General features: G+C 68.6%; 2 protein-coding genes. One reads left to right on the top strand and one right to left on the bottom strand.

What is annotated here, in order from left to right:
* Positions 1 to 1,037 (bottom strand): polyhydroxyalkanoate depolymerase (gene phaZ / locus AC1D15_RS28565; RefSeq protein ID WP_477828673.1); only part of this gene is annotated, 1,037 nt, incomplete at its 3' end.
* Between the two features lie 140 nt (positions 1,038 to 1,177).
* Between phaZ and AC1D15_RS28560 the strand changes: the two genes are divergently transcribed.
* Positions 1,178 to 1,897 carry a glutathione S-transferase gene (locus tag AC1D15_RS28560; protein WP_465111647.1) on the top strand — a complete coding sequence of 240 codons (720 nt, stop codon included), beginning with the start codon at positions 1,178 to 1,180 and terminating at the stop codon, positions 1,895 to 1,897.
* The last annotated feature ends 227 nt before the right edge of the window (positions 1,898 to 2,124 follow it).

The raw sequence follows: 2,124 nt of genomic DNA, 5'->3' as shown, positions 1-2,124 counted from the left end.
GTGCGGCGGATCGCGGCCGGCTCGACCGGGCGCCCGCGGAACGTGAGCCGGCCGAGCGGCAGCGCGTACTCCTGGAACACCAGCCGCACGGTCTCGAGGTAGAACTCGGCCGGCAGGTCGGCGACCGCGAAGTACTCCTCGTAGAAGTTGCGCGTCGCGGCGGCCTGCTTCAGCCGGTCTTCATCCGGCTGCGGGTGCGCCAGGTTTTCGTAGTAGGTCTTGAAGGCGTTGATGTGCCGATCCTTGTTCATGCTCATGAACGCGGTCAGCTGCACGAAGCCCGGGTAGACGCGGCGGCCGGCGCCCGGATAGCGCCACGGCACGACGCCGATCAGGTGCTTCTCGAACCACGCGATGTCCTTGGTCATCGCGAGCTTGTTGACCTCGGTCGGGCTGATGCGGCAATCGATCGGCCCGGCCATCAGCGTCAGGCTCAGCGGCGTGGCCGGGTGGCGGTCCTGCGACATCACCGCGACGGCGCTCAGCGCGGCCACGCAGGGCTGGCAGATCGCCATCAGGTGCGCGCCCTCGCCGATCGCCGCGAGGAAGTCGATCAGGTGCTGCGTGTACTCGTCGAGCCCGAACGGGCCGGCCGAGAGCGGCATCTCGCGGCCGTTGTGCCAGTCGGTGATGTAGACGTCGTGGTCGGCGAGCATCGTGCGCACGGTGTCGCGCAGCAGCGTCGCGAAGTGGCCGGACATCGGCGCGACGATCAGCACCCGCGGCTGCGGTGCCGCGGTGGGGTTGCCCCTGTCCTTGCGGAAGTGCAGCAGCGTCGCGAACGGCGTCACCAACGCGGCCTCCTCGGTGACGGCCACCGGCTCGCCGGCGACGAGCACGCTCTCGATGCCGAACGCCGGGCGGTGGTGCGTCACCTGGGCCAGGCCCATCAGCTCGCAGGCGGCCGCAAGCTTGCGGTTGCCTGCGAGCGCCGACCAGCCGAAGCTCGGGTCCTGCAGCATCGGCAGCGCCGTGCGCGCGAGCGCCTGCAGCGGCCACATCATGTCGGCGTGGGCCTGGTAAGCCTGGTACATCATGGGTTCTCCTGCGCGCGGTAGCGTGCGCAGGAGAACGAGCAACTTGCGCGCCAGCCGGCCGGCACGCACCAGGCCGTGGCACAGCGCTTGCAATGCCATGCCGGACACGCCGCCCCGCCGCGTGGTTTCGGAGACCCCGCATGTCGACCGTCGCCGCGAAGAAGCCTGCTGCCAAGCCTGCTCCGAGGAAGGCGGAGGCTGCCACGGCGAAGGCGACGCTGACGCTCAGCAGCCGCAACTACTCGTCGTGGTCGCTGCGCGGCTGGCTGCTGGCGCGCTTCGCCGGGTTGGACTTCGACGAGGTGATGGTGTCGCCCGACGACGCCGATGCGCGCAAGGAACTGCTGCTGCTCGCGCCGTCGATCCGCGTGCCCTGCCTGACGCACGAGGGCGCAAAGGTGTGGAACACGCTCGCGATCGCGCAGTACCTGGACGAGATCAAGCCGGGCGCCGGCCTGATGCCGAAGGACCGCATCGCGCGGGCGCATTGCCGTTCGGTCAGCGGCGAGATGAACTCGGGCTTCGCGAACCTGCGCAGCTCGCTGCCGATGAACTTGAAGGCGCATCACCCGGGGCACAAGATCTGGGCCGGCGCGCAGCCCGACATCGACCGCATCACCGAGATCTGGACCGAGTGCCTCGAGGCGTACGGCGGCCCGTACCTGTTCGGCGCGCAGCGCACGATGGCCGACGCGATGTACGCGCCGGTGGTCACGCGCTTCCTGACCTACGGCGTCAAGCTGAACAAGCCCTGCATCCTCTACTGCCAGGCCATCATGGCGATGCCGGAGATGAAGGAATGGATCGCTGCGGCGAAGGCCGAGCCCGACGACATCGAAGAACTCGACATGGAATTTTGAGCGTCGGCGCGGAAGGCGCGTGCGGGGAGTCTGTGGCGCGCCGGACGGGTCGGTCATCGCCCCTGGGGGCGATGACTCCCCTGCGCTGACTGGTTTCATGGCCCGTCGCCCAAACTCCCKCCACTCACTTCGTTCGTTGTGGTCAAACAGTGGGCGACAGTCAGTTCACGAAGCGTGCTGCGCACGCGGGCCATGAAACCAGCCAGCTCCGGCGACCCGTCTTTATT

It is taken from the genome of Rhizobacter sp. P2_H2 (assembly GCF_056403375.1).
The sequence above is the reverse complement of the archived record's forward strand: the minus strand, read 5'-3'. Positions and strand labels throughout refer to the sequence as shown.